Raw genomic sequence first — 18,606 nt, 5'->3', positions numbered from 1 at the left:
AGGTCTTTACAGATAGTGCGAGTGCCATTACACTTTGCAATGAAAATATATGAAAGGTAAGTAACTTGTCGTTTTTTAAGGTGTTTTTAGTATTGGTGTTGGTTGTTGCTCAATTAGGGCAGGCTGGTGCTATGCAAAAACATCAGTGTGAACATGAGGTTACACCACTAGCAGTTGGTGAAAATAGTCACCAACTGCATGACATGGGCATGTCTGAAGATGCTCATCATCAACATATGGGACATTCAGTTGATGAATCGCAGACCAGTCAATTAGCTACAGCGAATATGGATTGTTGTGGTGATGATTGTGTATGTCCTGCCAATGCCTGCTCAAGCACTTTATTTGTCGCCACCCAATTGCAACAAGACGAGGTGCATTTCCATCCATTAAAGATTGCTTTGACTGATTCTACTCAGTTATTACGTCAACAAAGCAGCCTGTTTCGCCCGCCTATTATCAGCTAAACACAGGGTAGATCTGCCCAAAATTTGACACGATTATCGTGTTTTTAAATTTTTTGTTTTGCAATTGGTCTTTAGACCACAATGAATAATAGGTTCGCAATGAATTATTCTATATTAAAGCCATTTTTACTTTTGTTGGCATGTTTTAGTTTCAACCTGGCTGTCGCTTCGGAAAACGCACAGGCGCCAGTTAACAAAAACACGGCTGATGCAGTGCAGTTGCTTGTTTTTAAATCGCCAAGTTGTGGTTGTTGTCAAAAGTGGATTGATCACATCAATAACAACCATTTTCAAACTCAAGTCGAAGATACCGACGCTATGGATTTAGTAAAAAATAAGCTTGGTATCACTCCCAATATGCGTTCATGTCATACCGCAGTAAGTCGCGATGGCTTTGCCTTTGAAGGACATGTACCAGCCAAATACATTCATAAATTCTTAAATGAGAGCCATGCCAATGCCATTGGCTTGTCAGTACCGGCTATGCCTGTTGGATCTCCTGGAATGGAAGTAGGCGATAAATTTATGCCATATCAAATAATGATCCTTTTCAAGGATGGTAGTAGCAAGGTATACGCTCGAATAAACAGTTACGAGGAGCAATTTTAATGCGTATGTTTAAACGGTTTGCTTGTCTTGGTGCGCTTGCGCCTATTTTTTCTCTGATGGCTGCAAATGCTAACGCAGAGCAAGGTATCAGCTTGGAACAAGCTGTTTCTTTAGCACAACAAAATGACCCCTGGTTACGTGGTAGTCAGTTACAGCAATCTGCAGTAGAGGCGCGAAGCACTGCGTCTGCGACTATGCCTGATCCGCAAATCTCCATTAGCGCGATGAACTTACCTACGGATAGTTGGGAGTTTGACCAAGAACCCATGACTCAGCTAAAGGTTGGCGTTAGTCAAATGTTTCCTCGTGGTGACACGTTAACGATTAAAAATTCGCAGCTGAAAACTGAGGCGACAAAATTCCCATTACTGCGTGAAAACCGCAATGCGCAAGTCAAACGTCAGGTTTCACAGTTGTGGCTCGATGCCTATTTAGCGCAAACGACAGTGGACTTAATTAATAAAGATAAAGCCTTATTTGAGCAAATGGTAGATATCGCCAAAGCCAGTTACTCTAGTGCTGTAGGGAAAACCAGGCAGCAAGATGTGATTCGTGCACAACTTGAATTATTGCGCCTTGATGATCGCCTTATGAGTGAGCAACAAAAATTAGAAGCAGCTAGTGCGGCATTGTCTGAATGGTTTTATCAATCAAATGAACAACAAAACAGCGCCTATTTTCAGCAAGCTTATGCGGAAATAACGCTATCAAGCGCCTTACCTAAGTTGAATGTTAATAACCCCCAGTTGTTAAAACAGCATCGCCCAACCGTTAATCAGCTTGCACAACTCTTGGCAACGCACCCGGCGGTATTGGCTATCGACGTAAAGGAGAAAGTTGCTAAAAAAGGGGTTGAGCTTGCTAATCAACAATATCAGCCGCAGTGGGGCGTAAATGCTAGCTATGGCTACCGAGATGATGCTCCGGATGGTATGGATAGAGCAGACTTTTTCTCGGTAGGTGTCACCTTTGATTTGCCTTTATTCACCGAGAATAGACAAGACCAGCAAGTTGCTGCGTCCATTGCGGAATCGGAAGCGGTTAAAACTGAAAAGCTGCTGTTAATTCGCAATATGATTGCTGAAGTCGATAAAGAGATGAATAACTTACAACGCTTGTCGCAGCGACAAGCTTTATATGATCAGCAATTACTTAAACAAACTCATGAGCAAGCTGAGGCAGCATTAACAGCCTATACCAATGACGATGGTGACTTTGCGGAAGTTGTTCAGGCAAGAATTGCCGAATTAAATACCACCATTGAAAAGGTGAAGATAGACGTAGACACATTAAAGACGGTGTCACGTTTGAATTATTTTCTTACCCAAGCGCAGCAGACGCAATCAGTCAGGTAATCGGAGAACCGTGATGTCAAATAATCAAAAAACATTAATCGCAGTCGTTGCTGGCGTAGTTATTGGCGCTGGCGCAATGGCCTTATTGCAACCTGTAGGTTCAGGCGATAGCTCAGCAGATGCGGACTCAGGAGAGAAGAAGCCGCTTTATTGGGTGGCGCCAATGGATTCAAATTATCGTCGAGATAAACCGGGCAAATCACCTATGGGCATGGACCTAGTTCCTGTTTATGAAGAAGATAGTGGTGCAGATGATTTTGGTCCAGGTGCGGTCAAAATTGCGCCGCACGTGGTTAATAATTTAGGTGTAAAAACCGCATTGGTTAAAACCGCTCCTTTGACTAAGATGATTTCTACCGTTGGTTATGTGCAATACGATGAAGACAAACTGCTGCATATACACCCTAGAGTAGAAGGTTGGGTTGAAAATCTTTATGTCAAAGCTGAAGGTGATCCGGTCGAGAAGGGCCAAGCACTCTACACCTTATATTCACCTGAGCTTGTTAATGCTCAGGAGGAATTTTTAATTGCTCTAAAACATAACAACGCGACATTAATCAAAGCCGCTACACAGCGTTTGGCGACGTTACAGCTGCCTGCTCAATATATCGCAGATATTGAGAAAACGCGTCGAGTGAAACAAAGCATTACCTTCTATGCGCCACAGTCTGGTGTTCTTGATGGCTTAAAAATTCGCGAGGGTTTCTATGTTAAGCCGGGTAATACGTTAATGAGTATTGGTCAGCTTGAGCAAGTGTGGGTTGAAGCGGAAGTATTCGAGCGCGATGCCACACAAGTTAAATCTGGTTTGCCAGTAATCATGACTCTTGATTATTTGCCAGGTAAGTCCTGGCAAGGCACGGTTGATTACGTATACCCCAGTCTGAATGAACAAAACCGCACCTTGCGTGTGCGTTTAAAATTCAACAATGAAGATTATCAATTAAAACCTAACATGTTTGCGCAAGTGTCTATTGCCACTGAAAGCAAACCCGATGCTCTCATTGTTCCTAAAGAAGCGGTTATTCGCACAGGAAAACAAGACAGAGTGGTACTTGATTTAGGTGACGGCCAATTTAAATCTATCGCCGTAGAGCTCGGTGCTATTGTTGAAGATCAAGCTGAGATATTAGAAGGGCTTGTCGAAGGAGATCGCGTCGTAACCTCAGCTCAATTTCTTATCGACTCTGAATCCAGCATTAACTCCGATTTTAAACGCATGGTACATGATGAAGAACCAGCATCTGTTTGGATGGAAGGTGAAGTTAATAGCGTAATGGCGGGGCATGGCATGGTAAATATTACTCATGGGCCAGCTGACGCTTGGGGTTGGCCGGAAATGACCATGGACTTTATGGTGTCGGGTAGTGTTGATATCAACGAATTAAACGCCGGCCAAATACTGCACTTCGAAGTCACTAAAACGGACGACGGTGATTATCAGGTTACTGGTATTCATATTATGTCTGAAGGCACGGTTTCCTCAGCGACAGTTAATGGGGTTATTAACTCTCTAAATGCGGATAGCCGAGTTGTGAATATCAGTCGTGATGCCATTAAAAAATGGGATCGTCCAGCAGCTACGATGGACTTTATTGCAGGCGATGATATTTCACTGACTGATTTTAGTGTGGGTGATGAGATTACTTTCACCTTTGAAGTACACGATGATTTGATTATCGTTGAGATGGCTCCTCGCGATGACTCAGCATCGCAAGACATTGATCACAGTAATCATCACTAAGCGAGACTGACATGATTGAACGTATTATTCATTGGTCGGTCTTTAATCGCTTTTTCGTATTACTGACCACCTTTATCTTAATTGGTGCTGGCTTGTTTGCCTTTAAAAACACGCCAGTCGACGCTATCCCTGATTTATCTGATGTTCAGGTGATCATAAAAACCTCGTATCCGGGACAAGCGCCTCAGGTTGTTGAGGATCAGGTCACATACCCTTTGACGACGGCTATGCTGTCGGTTCCTGGGGCACAAACTGTTCGTGGCTATTCATTCTTTGGTGACTCTTATGTCTATATCATTTTTGATGATGATACCGATATTTACTGGGCTCGTTCGCGAGTATTGGAATACTTGTCGCAAGTGGCACCGAGTTTACCATCCGCAGCCAAACCGCAACTAGGGCCTGATGCGACCGGTGTAGGCTGGGTTTATCTTTATGCACTCGTCGATAAAACCGGTCAACACGACTTAAGTCAATTGCGCAGTATTCAGGATTGGTTTTTAAAGTACGAGTTACAAACCGTCAATGGCGTGTCTGAAGTAGCAGCTATAGGTGGCATGGTTAAGCAGTACCAAGTGGTGGTTAACCCAGACAAATTGCGTGCTTATGATATTCCTTTGAGCCTTATCCAAACCGCCATAAAGCAAGGTAACCAAGAAGTCGGTGCTTCAGTTGTGGAAATGGCTGAAGCCGAATACATGGTGACGGCTTCAGGCTATATTCAATCCATCAGTGATTTAGAGTCAATCCCGCTTGGCTTGAATGTGAAAGGTACGCCTTTGCTGCTTGGCTATGTCGCTGAAATAAACCTTGGTCCGCAAATGCGCCGAGGTGTTGCTGAGCTTAATGGTGAAGGGGAAACCGTCGGTGGCGTGGTAGTCATGCGTTTTGGTGAAAACGCGCAGAAAACCATAGAAGGGGTTAAGAAGAAACTCACCGAACTTAAACGTGGTCTTCCTGACGGTGTAGAAATTGTCACTGTATACGATCGTTCTGGCTTAATCGAAAGTGCCGTTGATAACTTATGGTCAAAATTGATGGAAGAGTTAGCGGTTGTTGCCATCGTTTGTGTGGTGTTTCTATTCCACGTGCGCTCATCCATTGTTGCTATTGTCAGTTTGCCACTGGGTATATTGGTGTCATTTATCATCATGTACTTTCAAGGCATCAACGCCAATATAATGTCTCTTGGTGGTATCGCCATCGCCATTGGTGCAATGACTGATGGTGCTATCGTGATGATAGAAAATATGCACAAGCATATGGAAAAAACGCCATTAACCAGTGAGAACCGTTGGCAAATCGTCGCAAAATCCGCATCTGAAGTAGGCCCAGCTTTATTCTTTAGTTTGCTGATTATTACCGTCAGCTTCTTACCTGTGTTTATTCTTGAAGCGCAGGAAGGGCGCATGTTTGCTCCATTGGCGTATACAAAAACTTATGCCATGGCAGCATCAGCGGGTTTAGCTATTACCTTGATCCCGGTTCTAATGGGCTACTTTATCCGCGGTAAGGTGATTTCGGAACATAAAAACCCGGTGAATCGCGTCTTAATTGCCGGTTATAAACCTCTGCTTAAGTTGGTGCTCAGTTACCCTAAAGCAACTATTGTCGCGGCTTTAGTTGTGACCTGGATTGGCTTTTCACCTATCGATAAAATTGGTAGTGAGTTTATCCCACCTCTCGATGAAGGTGACCTTATGTATATGCCAACAACATACCCAGGTATATCTATAGGTAAAGCGAGGGAGCTTTTGCAGCAAACCGATAAACTGATTCGCACCGTACCCGAAGTTGAAAATGTTTTTGGTAAAGTCGGTCGTGCGGAAACAGCGACGGATCCGGCACCGCTTACCATGATTGAAACCTTTATTCAGTTAAAGCCGCAATCTGAATGGCGTGAAGGCGTAACGACAGATACCTTAAAACAAGAGTTCGATAATTTGGTGCAATTTCCGGGGTTGACTAATGCTTGGGTTATGCCGATCAAAACTCGTATCGATATGCTTGCTACCGGTATCAAAACTCCGGTGGGTATCAAGGTTGCAGGTGCCGATCTAGACGTTATTCAAGATATCGGACAACAATTGGAGACGGTACTTAAAGATTACCCGGGTACAGCATCCGTATACTCAGAGCGTGTTGCCGGTGGCCGTTATATCAAAGTAGATATCGACCGGGTAAAAGCGGCACGTTATGGTTTAAATATTGCTGATGTACAACAGGTGGTTGCCACCGCGATTGGCGGTATGAATGTGGCGCAGACGGTTGAAGGTTTGGAGCGTTATCCGGTCAACTTACGCTATCCACAGGATTATCGAGACTCACCGGAGCAATTGCAAAAATTACCGGTTATCACGCCAAAAGGTCAGCGTATTTCATTGGCCGATGTGGCAAACGTTTATGTTGAAGATGGCCCGCCTGGGATCAAAAGTGAAAATGCCCGTATCAATGGCTGGACCTTTATCGATATTGATGGTGTCGATATCGGTAGTTATGTCGAAGGAGCCAAAGCAAAAGTTGCCAATGAAATTGAGTTGCCTGCCGGTTACTCAATTAATTGGGCTGGCCAATATGAATACATGCAGCGAGCTCAGGAAAAGTTAAGTTACGTATTGCCACTTACGTTGGCCATCATTATCGTCTTGCTGTACTTAAACTTTCGCAGTTTTGCTGAAGTGGCCATCATCATGGGTACCTTACCGCTGGCAATGATTGGCGGTATTTGGTTGATGTATTTAGAAGGCTTTAATTTCTCGGTGGCTGTAGGGGTTGGTTTTATTGCCCTTGCTGGGGTTGCGGTAGAAATAGGCGTGATCATGCTTGTCTACTTAAACCAAGCCTATAAAGAGGCGGTTGAACGTGCTAAGCAAGAAAATCGTCCGTTCGATCACAGTGCGTTAATAGATGCCATTATGCAGGGGGCTGGCTTGCGTGTACGCCCAGTTATGATGACAGTTGCCACCATTATCATTGGTTTAATGCCTATTTTGTATGGCAGCGGTACCGGTTCTGAAGTGATGAGTCGTATTGCTGCGCCTATGGTTGGTGGTATGGCAAGTGCCGTTATTCTCACACTTTTGGTATTGCCTGCGGTATACCTGTTATGGAAAGCAAGGTCGTTGGACGATGCAAATAAAGCACCATTTAGCCTGTTAAAGTCGAGCCGTAAATACCATAAATGGTTAATGGCTTTTATTGGTATTCAGTTCATGATCTGGTCTATCACCGGTGCCTATATGGTGTTTTTTGACATCGATTACATCCACGGCGATTCTTTGGTAGAAAATCATCAAACCAAGATCCCTTATCAACAGGTGTCTGTTTCCATTGATGACTTACGTAATCAATATGATGAGATAAGCAATTTATCGGTTGCGATGTTAATGGATAAGCCGGTTTATCGATTTCAGGCCGGCGATAACAAGTATTTAGTGGACGCCAGCAATGGTGACGTATTGTCACCATTGGCTGAGCAACACGCAGTAAAGCTTGCCAAACATGAATATACCGGTGATGGCGAGGTATTATCCGCAACTTTAATCGAAGAAAATCCACCTTTTGAACTGAGCGAAAGGCGTTTACCTGCTTGGCGCATAGACTTTGATGACTTTGGTGCACCGGCAATTTATATCTCTGCGGTAAGTGGAGACGTGGTGGCAAAACGTCATGAATGGTGGCGTTTATTTGATTGGATGTTTCGCTTCCATGTCATGGATTATGAAGACAGTGAAATCGATAACAGCTTGCTTTTTTGGGTTGTACTTTTCGGCATCGTAGCGGGCGTTAGTGGTTTGTTATTAACCTTTTATCGCATATTCAAAAGCAATCCTGAACAACTGACTGCAGACCCTACTGGAGGACGTGCTTAATGATTTGGGTACGAAAGATCCACAAATGGGTATCATTAGTCGTTGGTATTCAATTTCTATTGTGGTTACTGTCGGGTTTTTACTTCAATTTGATGAACCATCATAAAGCGGGCGGCCATCAATATCGAGCTCATATGCATCATGAGAGTCAGCTCGATATAAGCAAGGTTGTTGATGTTAAAGAGATTTTATCGCAAGCCAAGCTGGCAACTTCTGCAACTTTGATTGAGCTACTTGGGCAACCTTATTATTTGCTTAACCACGAAAAGGGCTTATACCCGTATTTCCCCAATCGATTCAGCCTTTATCATGCCTACACAGGTGAGCCTACTGAAATTGATAAAGAATTTGCCAGTAAGCTTGCCTTGCAATCTTATAATGGTCCTGGGGAATTGATGTCAGTTTCATACCTTGCTGAAAAACTTGACGATATCCCGAAACAAAAGAATGCCAGTTGGCGAATTGATTTTAACGATGACGTAAATACCAGTGTCTATGTCGAAGCCGAGACAGGACGAATTGTCGGTCACAGCGATGATGACAAACGATTTGCTGACATTTTCTTTATGCTGCATTTCATGGATTACGGTAATCATGGCAACTTCAACAGCGTACAAATGATCCTGTTTGCTTTTGGCACGTTATGGCTATCCACTACCGGCATCATCTGGACCGTCGATTTAGCCTTACGAGGTCAATATAAGCTGAAGTGGTTATCAACAAATCGTAAGGTGAAATTATTTGATAAACATCAGCACAGTCTCGGTGAGGTGGTGCTATCGACACATGGAAATTTATTAAGTGAGCTTGAGCACGAAGGTATTATCTTACCGTCGAGTTGCGGCGGTGGTGGTACCTGTGGCCGTTGCCAAGTCATGATGAGTCCAAATAGTAAAGTGACATCAGCCGATATCGCCCAATTTAATCAAGAGCAGTTGGATGAAGGTTATAGATTGGCTTGCCAACATTTTGCCAATGATGTCGAACATATGACCTTAATGGACGTTACAGACGCGAAAAAAGTAATATTAGAAGTCCTAGAAAATCGCTTTGTCAGTCCAGATATCAAAGAGCTCAGGTTTAAAGTCAAAAACGCAGAATTTAACTATAAGGCTGGTGCCTTTATGCGTTTTTTGATACCCGCAGGGCAGGTTAAATCTTTACCCGTTAACATTCCTGAGCAATATCAATCACATTGGCAACATACGGAATATAACCTGTTTGACTTCGCGGCTTGCTCACGCAGCTATTCTATTGCTAATGTCGCTAATTGTGAAAACGAATTGAGTTTCATCATTAAAATGCAAAAGGCCTCCAGTAACTCACATTTGCCTGGTGTTGGCTCTAATTTTATGGGTAACTTGCAAGTCGGTGAAAGCATAGAAGCGCTGGGTCCTTTTGAAGACTTCTTTGTTAACAATGAACAGGCTAAAATAGTGGTGTTAGTCGGTGCAGGTTCTGGGATGGCGCCATTAAAAGCCATCATTGAGGAGCAACTGGCATTTGATGGCCATAAATCGATCGTATTTATATACGGTGCTCGCAGTGAGCAAGATTTGATTTATCAGGATGAGTTTTATCAATTGGCTAACACAGATGAACGATTCACTTACCTGCCGACGTTATCTCAACCTGGAGCCGATTGGTCGGGAGCTCAAGGGTATGCTCAGCAAATTCTTGAATTGAATTTATCGAGCTTTGGTGAGCTTGATGACTTGGATTTTTATTTATGTGGTCCTAAGGGCATGATGGAAGCTACTATCGATTTGCTTAAACGTCATAATGTTGACGAAGAGCGCATATCATTTGATGATTTTAGTTAATCCTCTCGAAAGTTTTCCTAGCAAAATTAAATAAATCTTGACCTGTGTCTTAGACACAGGTCTACACTCTAGTTCATAAAGTTTATTTTAACCAATACCGGGAACTAGAATGACCGTCACTGAACTTGCTAATTATCTGGCGACAACCGCGGATACCGTTAGATATTACACCCGCCTAAAGTTACTAAACCCCACTAAGTCTGCTAATGGATATAAAGCCTATTCGGGTAGAGATGTTAAACGATTAAAGTTCATTCTCAGTGCCCGTCATTTAGGTTTTACTGTATCTGATATCGAAACCATTCTTGCTGAAGCGGATCATGGAAAAACAGTTTGCTCATTGGCTCGAGAGCTTATTAAGCGTCGACTCGAAGAAACAGAGAAGCAATTTCAAGCGATGTTGCAATTGCGAGAAAGGGTGACATTAGCGCTGGAGAAATGGCAAGACATGGATAACCGTGCACCATCGTCCGACATGGTGTGCCATCTAATTGAAGGCTCAGATAAGTCTACGATTCAACAGCAATAACGAATTAAATTGTGCAGATAGTGATATGAAAACGATACAGTTAATGATTGACGGTGCAGGGTGCGCCAGTTGCGTTGGCAAAATTGAATCAGCATTAAAAGCTACTCCTGGCGTGGTAAGGGCAGAGATGAATTTTGCCGACAGGACGGTATTGGTTAGCGGCAGTGCTCAGACCGGCGAGCTTATAAAAGCGATAGAAGCAATAGGATATAGCGCAAGTGTATTACAGCATCAGGTGGGGACCGAAGCTCTTGAAACAAAAGAGTTAGCGGATAAGGCGTATCAGAGTAAGCTAATGAAGCATACCTGGCTGGCTTTAGGTTTAGGGATCCCGTTAATGGTTTATGGTTTATTTATCGGTGAAATGACTGTAAATACTCAGATTGAACGTGTTTCCTGGCTAACGGTAGGAATGCTGACTCTGGCGGTAATGTACTTTTCAGGCAAGCATTTTTATCTTGGCGCATGGAAAAGTTTTAAAAATCACAGTGCCAATATGGATACACTGATTGCTTTAGGAACCAGTACAGCGTGGATTTACTCCATGGTCGTCGTGCTTGTTCCACAGTTTATACCTATGATGGGGCGACATTTGTATTTCGAAGCCACGGCAATGATTATTGGTTTAATCAATCTTGGGCTAGCTTTGGAAGTTAAAGCTCGTGGAAAAACGTCTCAAGCAATTAAGCGGTTAATCGGGTTGCAAGTAAAAAAGGCTACAGTAGTGCGCAATGATGATGAAATAATCATCAATATTGAAGATGTTTTGCTAAATGATGTGGTTAAAGTTAGGCCCGGAGAAAAGATCCCCGTTGATGGTATCGTGCTTGAAGGAACGACCTTTGTTGATGAATCTATGTTAACAGGAGAGCCTATTCCGGTAGAGAAAAGCTCTGGCGATCAGGTCGTTTCAGGCACCTTAAACAAGTCAGGCCTTATTTACTTCAAAGCGAAAAGTGTCGGCAAAGATACTGCGTTGGCACGTATTATTACCATGGTGAAACATGCGCAAAACTCAAAGCCATCAATTGGCCGTTTGGCAGATGTGATTTCCGCATACTTTGTACCTGGTGTAATGATTATCTCCATATTAACCGTATTGGCATGGTTAAATTTTGGACCTGATCAGGCCGTTGTGTTTGCGGTTATTTGTGCGACTACGGTGTTGATTATCGCTTGCCCTTGTGCGCTTGGTTTGGCGACACCTATGTCGGTTATGGTAGGAGTCGGAAAAGCAGCTGAGTCTGGTGTATTAATCCGAAATGGTGAAGCGTTACAAACAGCTTCTAAAATAGACACCATGGTGTTAGATAAAACAGGCACAATTACCGAGGGTAAGCCAGAAGTGACTGACATCATCGCTCTCAATAATATGCAGCAAGCCGATATATTGCTATTGGCAGCTAGTTTGGAATCTGGCTCGGAACATCCTTTAGGAGAAGCCATTGTTGCCTGTGCTAAACAACAAAACATCAGCTTGCTACCAATTCATTCTTTTCATTCGATAAGTGGTCATGGGGTAGAAGCGACGTGTGACGGTAAACAATTAGTGTTTGGCAACGAGAAACTGATGAATTCCAAAGGGGTCGATATTAGCAATGCTAACAATAAAATTGAGCAATTAGCCGAACAAGCAAAAACCCCCATGTACTTTTCTGTGGATGGCATACTAGCAGCAATCATTGCCGTATCAGATCCAATTAAGGCAGATTCAATTTCTGCAATAGCGCGCCTTAAAGCCAATGGTATTCGCGTTATTATGTTAACCGGTGACAATCAAAAAACAGCCGACGTTGTCGCGAAACAAGCTGGTGTTAGTGAAGTGTTTGCTGAAGTATTACCTGAAGAAAAAGCACATAAAGTTAAAGAATTGCAGTCATTGGGGCATATTGTAGGAATGACTGGCGATGGCATAAACGATGCTCCGGCATTGGCGTTATCTGATGTTGGATTTGCCATTGGAACCGGAACGGATGTAGCGATTGAAAGTGCAGATGTTACGTTAATGAGAGGTTCATTACATGGGCTGGCTGACGCTATAGCAATAAGTAAAGCGACATTAAAGAATATAAAACAAAATCTTGTCGGTGCGTTCATGTATAACGTAGCAGGCATACCGATAGCCGCAGGTCTACTGTATCCAGTATTTGGTGTTCTCTTGAGCCCGGTCATAGCTGGGGCGGCGATGGCTTTTTCATCAGTTACTGTCGTTTCAAATGCCAATAGACTGCGCTTTTTTAAAGCGCAGCAGCATTAAGGAGGGCAGATGTTGTTAATTAATTTATTGGGTGTAACTCTTATCGGCTTTATCATTTGGTGGTTCTGGCTTTATAAGCCGGATTCTAAAGTAATGAGTGATGAAAATATTATTGTTGAAGTCAAAGATGGAGTATATACGCCGTCGTCAATTCGAATTCCAGCAGGTAAAAATATAGCCTTACGTTTCTTGAGAAAAGATCCATCGCCATGTTCTGAAATATTACAAATTCCATCGCTAGGTATCAGCAAGACCCTACCTCTGGATGAAATAACCAAAGTACAATTAAAGTCGGTTCAGGCTGGTGAACATGAATTTCATTGTCAAATGCAGATGTATCGTGGGGTCATAGTCGCTAAATAGATAATTAACCATTGAGTTAATAGAAAATATCTCGTAATAACAAAGACTTTATCTCATAATTAATTCGAAGTTTGCAGGCTAGCTGCAAAGCCTTTTCCTTAAAAGAGTTTTTCGATGTTCAAACTATTTGAATCTTGGGTAGCAGCTCTACCTGATAACAAAGTTAGTCAACCTCCGGGTAAACTTTGGAAGTTTTGTCGCCATTACACCAAAGGTTTTGAAATGCCTTTGGTGTTTATGTCTATTTTAACCGCAGCTCTGGCCATTCTTGAGGTGTCATTGTTTGGTGTGATGGGACAATTAGTCGATATGCTCTCTAGCAACAGTCCTGACACGCTGTGGCAAAACGAAGGTGGTAGGTTATTAACCTATGGCCTGATTGTTGTCGTGGTCATCCCAGTTTTGGTGTTGTTACACGCGTTGATAATCTATCAAGGTCTGCTTGGTAACTATCCGATGTCAATTCGCTGGTCAGCGCATCGTTATATGCTCAGACAAAGTGTGTCGTTTTATCAAGACGATTTTGCCGGACGAGTGGCCACCAAGGTGATGCAAACCGCACTCGCGGTGCGCGAAACCGTCACAAAATTATTGGATGTGTTGGTGTATATCACCATATACGTGGTCACTATGGCGGTGATGATGGCGGATGCTGATTTACGGCTACTGTGGCCAATGCTGATATGGATGGTGGCTTATGCGATATTGCAAGTGTATTTCCTACCCCGCTTAAAGCGAGTATCGACCGAACAGGCTGATGCGCGCTCGTTAATGACGGGGCGCATAGTTGACAGTTACACCAATATTCAAACCGTGAAGTTGTTCGCCCATACCGACCAAGAAGCAGCCTACGCTAAACAGAGTATGGAAGGTTTTCTTGATACCGTTTATCGACAAATGCGCATGGTAACTGGCATTAATTTTTCTGTGCAGTTAATCAATTACTTATTGATTTTCAGCGTTGCCGCGATAGCCATTTACTTATGGACTATTGAAGCGATAAGCGTTGGCGCGATAGCCGTTGCCATCGCGTTGGTATTGCGCTTAAGTAGCATGTCACAATGGATCATGTGGGAAGTCAGCGGTTTGTTTGAAAACATCGGCACAGTCGCTGATGGCATGAATACCTTGTCTAAACCAACGGCTGTGCAAGATACGGCGGACGCTAGCGATTTACACGTGAGCCAAGGGGCGATTTCATTTACCAATGTCAGTTTTCACTATGGTGAAAATGTCGGTGTTATCGATGGCCTTGATTTGCAAATAAAACCGGGGGAAAAAGTTGGTTTAGTAGGGCGTTCTGGCGCTGGCAAGTCAACCATGGTCAACTTATTGATGCGATTTTACGATCTGGAACAAGGTCGAATTAGTATTGATGAACAAGATATCAGTCAAGTAAAACAAGATTCATTACGTGCCCATATTGGTATGGTGACTCAAGATACTTCGTTATTGCATCGTTCTATTCGTGAAAACATTCTTTATGGCAAACCGGATGCCAGCGATGAAGAACTCATGGCCGCAATTGAGCAGGCGGAAGCAAGCGAATTTATTGCGACCCTGACTGACCCGCATGGCAATAAGGGCTTAGATGCGCAGGTTGGTGAACGCGGGGTTAAGCTGTCTGGTGGTCAGCGTCAACGTATTGCCATCGCTCGCGTGTTATTGAAAAATGCGCCAATATTATTATTGGATGAAGCAACATCGGCGCTTGATTCTGAAGTCGAAGCAGCGATTCAGGCAAGCTTATATCAATTAATGGAAGGTAAGACGGTGATTGCTATTGCTCATCGCCTGTCAACCATTGCCGCCATGGATCGTTTGATTGTACTGGATCAGGGTAAAATTGTTGAGCAAGGTAATCATCAACAATTAGTCGAGAAAAAGGGCATATATGCGCAATTATGGGCGCACCAGACCGGTGGTTTCCTCGGGGTAGAGTAATTGTTATCTGGTGTTAGTAGGCTGATTGTTTTGCTGATAATAACTGGCCACTTGCTCTATAAGTGTGTTATCGACAATCGGAAAGTCTTTGCGTAAATGATATTGCTCGAAAGTGGTGGAGAATAAGTCCGTCTTGCTGACCTTATCTAGCTGCCGAGCCAATGCTTCACCGGTTTGATAGGTTTGCAAACAGCACTGATAGTAATCGCGAACCACCTTCGCTAACGAGCTTCCTTGTTGTTGCAATTGATTGTCTATGGTCAGGTAGTAGGCCACACCTGACCAGTGTACTCGGCGGAACGCCCGTTTTTGCCACATATCATCACTGACTTCTGCCAATGTTCCTGGTGCGCGCTGCCAATTACTTTTACCACGCTTAAATCCGTCTTTTATCTTGTAGATAAAAGTGTCTTTATCATAAACATTGGCCTGCAACATAATGACGTTTTGCATATAAGACGCAAAGCCTTCGCTCATCCAAAATGACGGATAGTCCATGTAAGGGAGAAACAGGTGCGCCATCTCATGATACACGGTCCAGTCATTTTGCATTTGCGTCAAACTGGCACGGCCGCCGACAACAAAATTCAAGGTGTCATATTCTTGCTTACCACGAAAGGCCCGTTTTACTTCACCCCAAGGCACGGGCTCCGTACCCCAAGTGTTTACTTTCACGGTGATTGGTAATTCCGGTTGCTTAATCTCAGTTAGCGTTGATTCCGTCGCTGTCTTTGCAAACGTAAGCCACTGTTCGACTTTGGCATTTTGATTACTATTGCTGCTGTTACTTTTTATGGTGAGGGTGGCCGCCAGCGTCGAGCACGACAGCAGACATAGAAACGACAAAGCGCTGAATTGTGCTTTTAATGTGTGACACGAACCCTTGAACATAACTATTTACTCGGCAATCTGGTATACGACGATAATGTATCAACGCATAGGGAGCGTCTGTAGATCATAGTCGAGCATTTGCTAACTCAACAAGGTCGACATATGGATATCGCTCAGGCAATATGAGAACAATTACTGATTAAGTTAAACAAAAGTACAAAAATAATAAAGTGGGACCAGGCCATGCAAACCCTCGCCGTTAAACATATTCCTTTACTTGTTAAGCCCTTGCTTTTGCTAGGTTGTTCATTCGTTTCTTGGACGCTGAGCGCGCAACAACAATGCCAAACCCACCAACAAACCGATGCCAGTTTGTCGCAACTTGTTGCGCAACACGCTGACAAAATGGCAACAAAAACCGGTGTTTACGTATTGGAAAAGGGCAGTGAAGCCATGCTATCTCGTGCCTGGTTGACCTCTAAGGCTGAAAAAAGCATTGATATTCAATATTTTATTTTCACTGCCGACAATATAGGCCTGATTGCGTCTGATTATTTGGTGCAAGCAGCAGACCGCGGCGTTAAAGTCCGTTTATTGGTCGACGATATTATGATTGATGCCAGTGACGATGAGCTGCTAAAGATTGATTCGCACCCAAATATTGAGATCCGAATCTACAACCCGCTTGCCAATGTCGGTAAAAATTTAGCGCAAAAAGTTTATCACCTTGCTACCGATTTTCATGATTTTAATCAACGTATGCACAATAAAGCCTTTATCGTTGATTCGAAAATGGTGATAACCGGTGGTCGCAATGTTGCCGATGAATATTTTGGTTATGACCAAGAATACAATTTTCGCGACCGTGATGTATTTTTACTGGGCGGCGTCAGTAAGCAGATACAGTCCTCGTTTGATCAATATTGGCAACACGCGCTTAGCGTTCCTGTGGCTAAATTACTGGAAAAAAGTAAAAATTTTAACCAATTAAGCTTTAGTCAATTGCATCAATATGCCTGTGATCCTGAAAACTTTTTGCCCATTATTCGTGAACGGATTGGTAAAGTGCCTGAGGTGTTCGAGCAAGTGCAACATCAAGAAAAATTACATTGGCTCAACGGCGTGCAGTATATCGCCGATATACCGGGTAAAAACGATGCCAACACCTTTCTCGGTGGTTCAGGTAAATCAACGCAAAGCCTTATCGATTTGGTTAATAATGCCAAATCATCGATTTTGATCCAGACGCCGTATTTGATCACCTCAGACAAAGGTAAAAAATTAATGCAAGCGGCGGTTAACCGAGGTGTTGAGGTGAAAATACTCACCAACAGTTTGGCATCGACGGATAATCTAGAGGCGTTTAGCGGTTATAAACGGGATAGAAAAAAGCTATTGGCAACCGGAGTTGAGATCTATGAATTTAAACCGGATGCGCAAATACGCCAGAATGTCATGGCACTTGATTTAAAAGCTAATTCGCAAGCGGCGCCAATATTTGGTCTGCACGCGAAAACCATGGTCATTGACGATAACATTACCGTCATAGGTACTTTTAATATGGATCCTCGCAGTGCCAATCTAAATACAGAAAGTGTTACTGTGATCCCATCGAAACAAATCACCGCAGATGTCAGACAAGAAATCTTAACGGAAATGGCACCAGAGAATGCATGGCGTACTGATGAGGATTTTAATCCTGATAGTGAGGCAGGTATACTTAAGCGATTACGACTCACCTGGCGACGGGTGATCCCAAAAAGTATTCTATAAAAAGGTATACATGCGATGAGTTCAGAACAAGCATACGATATTGGTACAACTGGTGAAAAATGGGGCGAGGCGGAAGTCGCGCAATGGTTAGCAAGGCAACAAATTAAACGCAGCTATCAAGAGCAGGTAGTAGAAAAAATTAATGCATTAGCCGACACCTATTTGGTTGAACAATATGGCGAGCTTATCTACCCAGCCAACGATTACCCTCTCTATGCCATTAAAATCAGTGCCCTTGGCGAAAATAAGCCATGGGTTTTGGTTACCGGCGGTGTGCATGGTTATGAAACCTCTGGCGTACAAGGCGCCATTCGTTTTGTTGAGAGCAAGGCCGAGCAATATCGCCAACATTTTAACTTATTGGTGTTGCCATGCATCAGTCCATGGGGTTATGAAACGATAAACCGTTGGAATGTTGACGCCATAGATCCAAACCGTTCTTTTTATGCCAATTCACCAGCACCAGAGTCAGCACTGGTGATGAAATATGTACATGGCTTTGCCGAAGATGAGGCCCATGAATTTATCATGCACATTGATTTGCATGAAACGACGGACACCGATAATAGCGAGTTTCGACCAGCCTTAGCGGCGCGTGATGCGATAGTGCAAAAGACCTGGAATATTCCTGACGGATTTTACTTAGTCGGTGATACCACCAAACCTGAAGCGGACTTTCAAAAAGCCATCGTTGATAATGTTGCCAAGGTTACTCATATTGCACCGGCGGACGGCGAAAATAAATTAATTGGTGTCGATCTTGAGCAATTTGGTGTCATCAATTATGCCGCTCGAGAACTTGGGCTGTGTATGGGGCTTACCGATGCCCAATTTGTCACCACCACAGAAGTCTACCCAGACAGTCCATTGGTAGATGACGAGAATTGTATCCTTGCTCAAGTTGCCGCTGTAACTGGTGGCTTGGATTATATTCTCAATCAATAAACTGATTTTACATTTTTACATACAGTAATAAAAAAGGCCGATGTGACTGTCACATCGGCCTTTTCAGTTGACTGCGCTTAAGGGAGAATAAGCG

12 protein-coding genes and 1 pseudogene are annotated in these 18,606 nt (G+C 43.4%); 12 read left to right on the top strand and 1 reads right to left on the bottom strand.

Annotated features, from left to right (window positions below):
• The first annotated feature begins 65 nt into the window (after nt 1–65).
• The 10 genes and pseudogenes from HII16_RS01310 (at nt 66) to HII16_RS01265 (ending at nt 14,963) form a co-directional block, all read left to right on the top strand.
• Nucleotides 66–467 carry a hypothetical protein gene (locus HII16_RS01310; RefSeq protein WP_169126739.1) on the top strand — a complete coding sequence of 134 codons (402 nt, stop codon included), beginning with the start codon at nt 66–68 and terminating at the stop codon, nt 465–467.
• A 99-nt stretch (nt 468–566) separates the two neighbouring features.
• Nucleotides 567–1,076 (top strand): DUF411 domain-containing protein, encoded by a 510-nt coding sequence (locus HII16_RS01305; protein WP_169126737.1) that lies wholly within the window; start codon nt 567–569, stop codon nt 1,074–1,076.
• Between the two features lie 5 nt (nt 1,077–1,081).
• A complete protein-coding gene (locus HII16_RS01300) occupies nt 1,082–2,431 on the top strand; it encodes a TolC family protein (RefSeq protein WP_248289481.1) in 1,350 nt (449 codons plus the stop codon).
• Nucleotides 2,432–2,444: 13 nt separating this feature from the next.
• Nucleotides 2,445–4,175, top strand: coding sequence for an efflux RND transporter periplasmic adaptor subunit (locus HII16_RS01295; protein ID WP_169126733.1), 1,731 nt, complete (start codon nt 2,445–2,447; stop codon nt 4,173–4,175).
• Nucleotides 4,176–4,186: 11 nt separating this feature from the next.
• Nucleotides 4,187–7,288, top strand: a pseudogene (locus tag HII16_RS01290) (efflux RND transporter permease subunit); the annotation flags it as partial.
• 758 nt (nt 7,289–8,046) lie between these two features.
• Nucleotides 8,047–9,870 carry a 2Fe-2S iron-sulfur cluster-binding protein gene (locus tag HII16_RS01285; RefSeq protein WP_169126730.1) on the top strand — a complete coding sequence of 608 codons (1,824 nt, stop codon included), beginning with the start codon at nt 8,047–8,049 and terminating at the stop codon, nt 9,868–9,870.
• A 109-nt stretch (nt 9,871–9,979) separates the two neighbouring features.
• Nucleotides 9,980–10,399: a MerR family transcriptional regulator gene (locus HII16_RS01280; protein ID WP_169126729.1), complete on the top strand. Its 420-nt coding sequence runs from the start codon at nt 9,980–9,982 to the stop codon at nt 10,397–10,399.
• A 25-nt stretch (nt 10,400–10,424) separates the two neighbouring features.
• Nucleotides 10,425–12,656: a heavy metal translocating P-type ATPase gene (locus HII16_RS01275; protein ID WP_169126728.1), complete on the top strand. Its 2,232-nt coding sequence runs from the start codon at nt 10,425–10,427 to the stop codon at nt 12,654–12,656.
• A gap of 9 nt (nt 12,657–12,665) precedes the next feature.
• On the top strand, nt 12,666–13,019 hold the full coding sequence (locus HII16_RS01270; protein WP_169126727.1) for a cupredoxin domain-containing protein: 354 nt from the start codon (nt 12,666–12,668) through the stop codon (nt 13,017–13,019).
• Between the two features lie 114 nt (nt 13,020–13,133).
• The gene (locus tag HII16_RS01265) at nt 13,134–14,963 is read left to right on the top strand and encodes an ABC transporter ATP-binding protein (RefSeq protein WP_169126726.1); all 1,830 of its coding nucleotides are present in this window, start codon (nt 13,134–13,136) and stop codon (nt 14,961–14,963) included.
• 3 nt (nt 14,964–14,966) lie between these two features.
• On the opposite strand, the gene HII16_RS01260 is transcribed toward HII16_RS01265, so the two are convergent.
• Complete coding sequence (locus HII16_RS01260; RefSeq protein WP_169126725.1) at nt 14,967–15,854, bottom strand: hypothetical protein; 888 nt, start codon at nt 15,852–15,854, stop codon at nt 14,967–14,969.
• A gap of 183 nt (nt 15,855–16,037) precedes the next feature.
• Here HII16_RS01260 and HII16_RS01255 point away from each other — a divergent pair, with 183 nt between their 5' ends.
• Both HII16_RS01255 and HII16_RS01250 read left to right on the top strand, forming a co-directional pair.
• Nucleotides 16,038–17,567: a phospholipase D family protein gene (locus HII16_RS01255; RefSeq protein ID WP_169126724.1), complete on the top strand. Its 1,530-nt coding sequence runs from the start codon at nt 16,038–16,040 to the stop codon at nt 17,565–17,567.
• A gap of 15 nt (nt 17,568–17,582) precedes the next feature.
• Nucleotides 17,583–18,512: a M14 family metallocarboxypeptidase gene (locus tag HII16_RS01250; RefSeq protein ID WP_169126723.1), complete on the top strand. Its 930-nt coding sequence runs from the start codon at nt 17,583–17,585 to the stop codon at nt 18,510–18,512.
• The last annotated feature ends 94 nt before the right edge of the window (nt 18,513–18,606 follow it).

The organism is Thalassotalea sp. Y01 (assembly GCF_012932945.1).
GTDB lineage: Bacteria > Pseudomonadota > Gammaproteobacteria > Enterobacterales > Alteromonadaceae > Thalassotalea_A.
Note: the sequence above shows the minus strand (reverse complement) of the source record. Positions and strands in the feature narration are given on the sequence as shown.

What these genes read in the sequence shown, in the direction of transcription:
- HII16_RS01295 (WP_169126733.1), top strand. Translation starts at nt 2,445, where the DNA reads ATGTCAAATAATCAAAAAACATTAATCGCAGTCGTTGCTGGCGTAGTT.
- HII16_RS01300 (WP_248289481.1), top strand. Translation starts at nt 1,082, where the DNA reads ATGTTTAAACGGTTTGCTTGTCTTGGTGCGCTTGCGCCTATTTTTTCT.
- HII16_RS01285 (WP_169126730.1), top strand. Translation starts at nt 8,047, where the DNA reads ATGATTTGGGTACGAAAGATCCACAAATGGGTATCATTAGTCGTTGGT.
- HII16_RS01255 (WP_169126724.1), top strand. Translation starts at nt 16,038, where the DNA reads ATGCAAACCCTCGCCGTTAAACATATTCCTTTACTTGTTAAGCCCTTG.
- HII16_RS01250 (WP_169126723.1), top strand. Translation starts at nt 17,583, where the DNA reads ATGAGTTCAGAACAAGCATACGATATTGGTACAACTGGTGAAAAATGG.
- HII16_RS01275 (WP_169126728.1), top strand. Translation starts at nt 10,425, where the DNA reads ATGAAAACGATACAGTTAATGATTGACGGTGCAGGGTGCGCCAGTTGC.
- HII16_RS01280 (WP_169126729.1), top strand. Translation starts at nt 9,980, where the DNA reads ATGACCGTCACTGAACTTGCTAATTATCTGGCGACAACCGCGGATACC.
- HII16_RS01260 (WP_169126725.1), bottom strand. Translation starts at nt 15,854, where the DNA reads ATGTTCAAGGGTTCGTGTCACACATTAAAAGCACAATTCAGCGCTTTG.
- HII16_RS01265 (WP_169126726.1), top strand. Translation starts at nt 13,134, where the DNA reads ATGTTCAAACTATTTGAATCTTGGGTAGCAGCTCTACCTGATAACAAA.
- HII16_RS01270 (WP_169126727.1), top strand. Translation starts at nt 12,666, where the DNA reads ATGTTGTTAATTAATTTATTGGGTGTAACTCTTATCGGCTTTATCATT.
- HII16_RS01305 (WP_169126737.1), top strand. Translation starts at nt 567, where the DNA reads ATGAATTATTCTATATTAAAGCCATTTTTACTTTTGTTGGCATGTTTT.